Source organism: Aerosakkonema funiforme FACHB-1375 (assembly GCF_014696265.1).
Classification (GTDB): Bacteria; Cyanobacteriota; Cyanobacteriia; order Cyanobacteriales; family Aerosakkonemataceae; genus Aerosakkonema; species Aerosakkonema funiforme_A.
The window spans coordinates 1-5,511 of sequence record NZ_JACJPW010000216.1; the positions used below are offsets into that span (position 1 = coordinate 1).

Consider the following 5,511-nt stretch of genomic DNA (forward strand, 5'->3'; position numbering starts at 1 on the left):
GCCCCTAGCCCCTAGCCCCTAGCCCCTAGCCCTAGCTATACCTCCCGAAATCATGGCTAAAACCAAAAAAACCACAACCGCCATCAACCTTCGCGATCCCCAATATTACTTCAGCCGGGAATTGAGCTGGTTAGAGTTCAATCACCGGGTTCTCCACGAAGCGATCGATCCCCGCACTCCCCTGCTAGAACGCCTAAAATTCATGGCGATTTTCAGCTCGAATTTAGATGAGTACTTCATGGTTCGCGTCGCCGGTCTCAAGCAACAAGTAGAAGCAAACGTAAGTCGCCCCACTCCCGACGGTCGGACACCCAGCGAACAACTCGATCTGATCGGTCAGCGGCTGCGCCCCCTCGTTACCCAACAGCATCAACACTTCGAGCAAGAATTGCGACCCCAACTGGCTAAACGCGGAGTCCATATCCTCGACTACATGGACTTAAATCAGGAACAGCGCATTTACCTGCAAAATTATTTTGAAGAGCAAATTTTTCCCGTACTGACTCCTCTTGCTGTCGATCCCGGTCATCCTTTTCCTTATATTTCCAATCTCAGTCTCAATCTTGCCGTCGTAGTTCAAGACCCGGACACCGGAGAGGAATTGTTTGCCCGCGTTAAAGTCCCGAAGATGTTGCCCCGGTTTTTACGATTGCCGGAAGAATTGCGGGATAGTACCGATATCTGGACGGGAGTTCCTCTGGAACAAGTAATTGCCCATAATTTGGCATCATTGTTTCCCGGTATGAATATTCAGGAATGCCATCCGTTCCGAATTACTCGCCACGCCGACTTGACAGTAGAAGAAGACGAAGCCGAAGATTTGCTTTTAGCGATCGAACAAGAACTCCGCAAACGTCGCTTGGCAGGATCGGTAGTGCGTCTGGAAATTCAAGCCACTACCTCCGATCCGGTACGCCAAACTTTAATGCAAGAATTATCTTTGAACCAGAACCAAGTCTATGAAGTAGAAGGTTTGCTGGGACTGGGCGATTTAATGGCATTTATGGAATTGCCCCTACCAGAACTCAAAGATCCTGCCTGGACTCCAGTAGTACCCCCCCGCGTGCGCCGCATCGTCGAACCCGATGGGTCTCATTTCCAAAGGGATACAGAAGAAGGAGAAGATTTTTTCAGCGTCATTCGCGCCTCGGATTTGCTGTTACACCACCCCTATCACTCTTTTGCCGCTACCGTGCAGCGCTTCATCACCCAAGCCGCACACGACCCAAACGTTCTGGCGATTAAAATGACTCTCTACCGCACTTCTGGAGATTCGCCGATCGTCAATGCTTTGATTGCAGCCGCAGAAAATGGCAAACAGGTGGCGGTGCTGGTAGAACTCAAAGCTCGCTTTGATGAAGAAAACAATATCATCTGGGCACGCAAGCTGGAACAAGCTGGAGTTCATGTCGTGTACGGTTTGGTCGGTTTGAAAACTCACACCAAAGTCGTACTGGTAGTACGTCGGGAAGACGATCGCATTCGCCGCTACGTCCACATCGGTACTGGCAACTATAACCCCAAAACTGCCCGTATTTATACTGATCTGGGATTGCTAAGCTGTCGTGAAGAATTGGGAGCAGATCTGACGGATTTGTTTAATTATTTAACAGGTTACTCGCGACAGCGGTCTTACCGCAAGCTGATGGTAGCACCTGTAAACCTGCGCGATCGCATGACTTCTCTGATTCTGCGAGAAGCGGAACATTGTCAAAAAGGTCATTCCGGTCGCATTGTCGTCAAGATGAACTCACTGGTCGATCCCAAGATTATTGCTGCTCTCTACGAAGCTTCCCGTGCCGGCGTTCAAATCGATGCGATCGTGCGAGGAGTATGCTGTCTGCGTCCGGGCTTACCAGACGTGAGCGAAAATATCCGCATTATCAGCATTGTCGGTCGCTTTTTGGAACACTCGCGCATCTATTATTTTCATAATGCAGGTCAAGAGGAAGTCTACATCGGCAGCGCCGATTGGATGACTCGCAACCTCGATCGCCGCGTAGAGGCGATCGTAGCTGTAGAAGATGCAAATCTTGCCAAAGATTTACAAGAAATTTTGGGAATTATGCTCGCAGATAACCGCAAAGCTTGGGAATTACAGCCTGATGGCAGTTACATCCAACGCCGTCCCACCGATAGCGCCAGCGAGCAAAATGCACAAGCCATTTTGATGGAAATGGCTCTTTCTTCAGGTGGAACAGCTTAAGGTTTAGCTACCAAGCTCTGGAATCTCAAAAACAGACGATATAGATAATTTTGGCACTCAAAACTCTCGAAGGGCGGGATTCCCGCCTTTCTTTTCCATTGCTCGATCGCCTCATACTCTTTGCCGTAATTACCAATTTCCAACCGTTCCAAACATCTGGGGCAACGTTATACCCGTGAATATACGTAAAATAAAGCGATCTTCTGCGCCCAGTCAAAAATTAACCGCAATTACACCGAAAAAAATCGAATTTAAACATCAGTATTGTTACGTTAAGCATTTCTTAAGAATTAAATCTTTATATAACATGGTATGGAAGCTTCTCTAACAAGTAAAGAATTAATTTATTGATTCGCTCAAATGATAGATGAAGCAGACCGATAAGCAAACGTACACTGTAACCATGTCTGACATTAGAAAAGCATCTGAGGTCGTAATGTTGTCCTGTTGTGATAGTTCCAGTTTACGAGTCCTAGTGGTTGACGACCACGAACTCACTCGGCTGAGCTTGAAATTTGCCCTTTCCAGCCAAAAAAATATCGAGCTAGTTGGCTTGGCCTCTAACGGCCAAGAGGCGATTAGAATGGTGGAAAACCATCGCCCTGACGTGATCATCCTCGATTTGCAGATGCCAGTCATGGATGGTTGGAGCGCTTCTAGATATATCAAAAGTATGTATCCCCAGGCCCAAATCATCGCTTACTCAGCCGTGGAGGAGCAACAAGCTACCGCCACGAACCCAAAGCCAAGCGTTGATGCCTTTTGCAGCAAAGAAACTGCCACCCACGAACTGATTGAGCTAGTCAAGGAATTGGGGAATCGGAATGGCAGTGGTACTTGATGGTGTTAGCGGTTGCCAAGTTTGACACTCCCCCGCATAAATCACGGGGGCTTTCCGCATCACGCCATACCTGGTTACCAGGCAGGGCTATGAGCAGTTAACTTACTTCCGCATCGGGAAAAGTGCGTTTAAATTCATCGATCAAATCGTCCATTTCTTCCAGCGCTTGGTTGACATCAATTCTCAGAGTTCCCAAGTCTGGCTGTTCCAGAAGCCGTAACAAAGCTTCGCGCTTGCTTTCAATCAAGGAAATTCGTTCTTTAATTGTTTGTGGCTCCATCATATTTTTTTTTCGCTCGCTTACACCTCAAGTTTAAAAGAGAGTAGCGGTCTGTCGATCGCATCTCCCCTCTTTACCGCAAAAAAGGAGGCCGATCGGTATCCGTATGCTTGTTTTTGCTCGATTCGGCAATAAACCGCTTGAGTGCTTTTTCCCGATTTTTCATAAACGCCGCCCAAAACCCAGGTTGAAACTCATCCATAGTTTTGGCAAGAGCCCAAACATCTACCGCTAGGATATTATAAAGCGTTTCGTCCTCCCGCTTGAGCGAGTTGATCTGCTCTAGTAAGGTACGCTCTTGAGTGCCATTCTGATTTCCATCTCCAGTCATGTTTAAGCCCACACTTTAAAAATTACGGCGATGAGTCAGGAACTTTGTTGTGGAGCAAACCATCTGGATGAGTGTTGACTCGGCTTTGTTGACATAACGCTGCTCTTAAAATATTTTTGTTGGTTTTGACATCCCGCTCTTCCACATCCCCACAGTGAAGACATCTGGGAAAGCCGGGATCTCGGGAATGTTTCAGAATTTCACCAGAACAGGAACATTCCTGGAAAGTGTAATGAGGTGCCACAGCAATTACCGTTACACCAAAAATCTTTCCCACATACTCCAACCACTGACGAAATCTTAACTGGGCTATATCGGAAATCGATTTAGCTAGGTGATGGTTTTTCACCATTTTTCCCACTTGCAGATCTTCTAAAGCTACCAAATCGGGTAGGGTCGAGGGGAGATCGTAAATTTACGATACGTCTACCACTTTAAATTTACTTGGCTAAATCTAAAACACCAAGCTGTAGAGGCAGGGGTTTTAGATTTCATCCAAACCCCCTTATTCTATAAGGATTGGTGATTTAACTACCCAACTAATATGTTACGTCAAACTTCGTTGGCAACATTAGGCTTAAGTCTGGGCAGCATTCTAACTATAGTTGGATTTGCAGCTTACTTTGCCGATAATGCCACACTCAACCTAGTGGGATTCTTTTACGGCTTTCCTCTCCTCCTGGGAGGACTGGCTCTCAAGGCGAATGAACTCAAACCTATACCCTTTACTCAACCGACACCTCCGAACGTGCTGGAACTGCGAAAGCAGCAAGCGACCTTGACGCAAAACAAGCTTCGCAAAGATTTAACTCGCCACAGCTACGGTCAGGATACCCATTTCGACAGACCTCTCGCTCAGCTGGGTCTGAGCCCTTCCGACGAAAAACGGCCAACGATCGTCGGCCTGCGAGAAACTGAAGTAGACAGTGCTTACGCTTTGGTGCTGGAATTTGAGTCCCCCGACCTACCCCTCGAAGTTTGGCAAGAAAAGCAGGCAAAAATGGAAAAATTCTTTGGCCCTGGCGTGCGAGTTGAGTTGACTCAGCCAGAAGCCTCACGCATCGATTTAACTCTGATCGCGACACCTATAGAAGCTCCGAACTAGGGACGGAAAACTTAGGGAAAATTTTGACTTTTGACTTTTGACTTTTGACTTTCCCCCGCTCCTCACTTTTCCAAGCGCACGGCATACCACTGTAGGTACTGCCCTGGCCCAACATCCAGATCGCAGGATGTATCGAGCAAATACTGAGCTTGAGACTCCAGAGATGTAAATTTCTGCAAATCCCGTGGCAAATTATCCTGTCGCTGCGCCAAAATCTGCTTGAGCTTTTCTAACAATTCCGACGGTGTAAGGAATTGCTCTGGTTGGTTTGGTTCCAGGACGACAAAAGCATCCTGTTGGAACATCATAGGATCGGGCATCTTTGGTTCTTTATAACTTTATGAGGTTTGAACTGAGACAGATTCATTGCTTATGGTTAATTTTTCGCGGCAATAAATGAGCAATGAACTGCGAAAAAAGCAAGTAAAAGATTTCAATCTCAGGCCGCGCAAACTACAGGTATTTAAATGTAACTTGGGATCGGCAACTTGATTGTAGACTGCAAAATCGTAAAAAACTATAAAAAAAGTGCTTAAAGGGTTTACTATGAATCGTTCTGCTGTTGCGATCTTTAATCCGGTTGCGGGTCAAAACGACCCCGACCGAGATCTGGCTCAAATCAGAGAAATTTTGGAGCCAGTCATTGACCGAAAATGATGGGATTCAAGCCCCGTCCTTCTAGGACGGCTTTTCCTGATTCCTGATGTATTCTTTTAAAACCTCCAGTGGTGCGCCGCCAACCGATATA

7 protein-coding genes and 1 pseudogene are annotated in these 5,511 nt (G+C 46.8%); 3 read left to right on the forward strand and 5 right to left on the reverse strand.

What is annotated here, in order from left to right; genetic code table 11:
* Positions 1-52 precede the first annotated feature (52 nt).
* Together ppk1 and H6G03_RS36810 are read left to right on the forward strand one after the other, a co-directional pair.
* Positions 53-2,206, forward strand: coding sequence for a polyphosphate kinase 1 (ppk1, locus tag H6G03_RS36805; RefSeq protein WP_190475845.1), 2,154 nt, complete (start codon positions 53-55; stop codon positions 2,204-2,206).
* Positions 2,207-2,609: 403 nt separating this feature from the next.
* Positions 2,610-3,047: a response regulator gene (locus H6G03_RS36810; protein WP_242057036.1), complete on the forward strand. Its 438-nt coding sequence runs from the start codon at positions 2,610-2,612 to the stop codon at positions 3,045-3,047.
* A gap of 97 nt (positions 3,048-3,144) precedes the next feature.
* On the opposite strand, the gene H6G03_RS36815 is transcribed toward H6G03_RS36810, so the two are convergent.
* The 3 genes from H6G03_RS36815 to H6G03_RS36825 form a co-directional block, all read right to left on the reverse strand.
* Positions 3,145-3,327, reverse strand: coding sequence for a hypothetical protein (locus H6G03_RS36815; RefSeq protein WP_190475857.1), 183 nt, complete (start codon positions 3,325-3,327; stop codon positions 3,145-3,147).
* Positions 3,328-3,400: 73 nt separating this feature from the next.
* Entirely contained in the window at positions 3,401-3,658 is a 258-nt protein-coding gene (locus tag H6G03_RS36820) for a hypothetical protein (RefSeq protein ID WP_190475847.1), read from the reverse strand.
* A 22-nt stretch (positions 3,659-3,680) separates the two neighbouring features.
* Positions 3,681-4,043 (reverse strand): zinc ribbon domain-containing protein, encoded by a 363-nt coding sequence (locus H6G03_RS36825; protein WP_190475850.1) that lies wholly within the window; start codon positions 4,041-4,043, stop codon positions 3,681-3,683.
* 159 nt (positions 4,044-4,202) lie between these two features.
* On the opposite strand from H6G03_RS36825, the gene H6G03_RS36830 reads away from it, so the two are divergent.
* Entirely contained in the window at positions 4,203-4,763 is a 561-nt protein-coding gene (locus tag H6G03_RS36830; protein WP_190475852.1) for a DUF2854 domain-containing protein, read from the forward strand.
* Positions 4,764-4,825: 62 nt separating this feature from the next.
* Here H6G03_RS36830 and H6G03_RS36835 read toward each other — a convergent pair whose 3' ends face one another.
* Positions 4,826-5,083, reverse strand: a complete 258-nt coding sequence (locus H6G03_RS36835) for a chlororespiratory reduction protein 7 (protein WP_190475854.1) — start codon at positions 5,081-5,083, stop codon at positions 4,826-4,828.
* A gap of 358 nt (positions 5,084-5,441) precedes the next feature.
* A pseudogene (locus H6G03_RS39960) lies at positions 5,442-5,511 on the reverse strand (IS200/IS605 family transposase); the annotation flags it as partial.

What these genes read in the sequence shown, in the direction of transcription:
- ppk1 (WP_190475845.1), top strand. Translation starts at nt 53, where the DNA reads ATGGCTAAAACCAAAAAAACCACAACCGCCATCAACCTTCGCGATCCC.
- H6G03_RS36830 (WP_190475852.1), top strand. Translation starts at nt 4,203, where the DNA reads ATGTTACGTCAAACTTCGTTGGCAACATTAGGCTTAAGTCTGGGCAGC.
- H6G03_RS36835 (WP_190475854.1), bottom strand. Translation starts at nt 5,083, where the DNA reads ATGCCCGATCCTATGATGTTCCAACAGGATGCTTTTGTCGTCCTGGAA.
- H6G03_RS36820 (WP_190475847.1), bottom strand. Translation starts at nt 3,658, where the DNA reads ATGACTGGAGATGGAAATCAGAATGGCACTCAAGAGCGTACCTTACTA.
- H6G03_RS36810 (WP_242057036.1), top strand. Translation starts at nt 2,610, where the DNA reads ATGTCTGACATTAGAAAAGCATCTGAGGTCGTAATGTTGTCCTGTTGT.
- H6G03_RS36815 (WP_190475857.1), bottom strand. Translation starts at nt 3,327, where the DNA reads ATGGAGCCACAAACAATTAAAGAACGAATTTCCTTGATTGAAAGCAAG.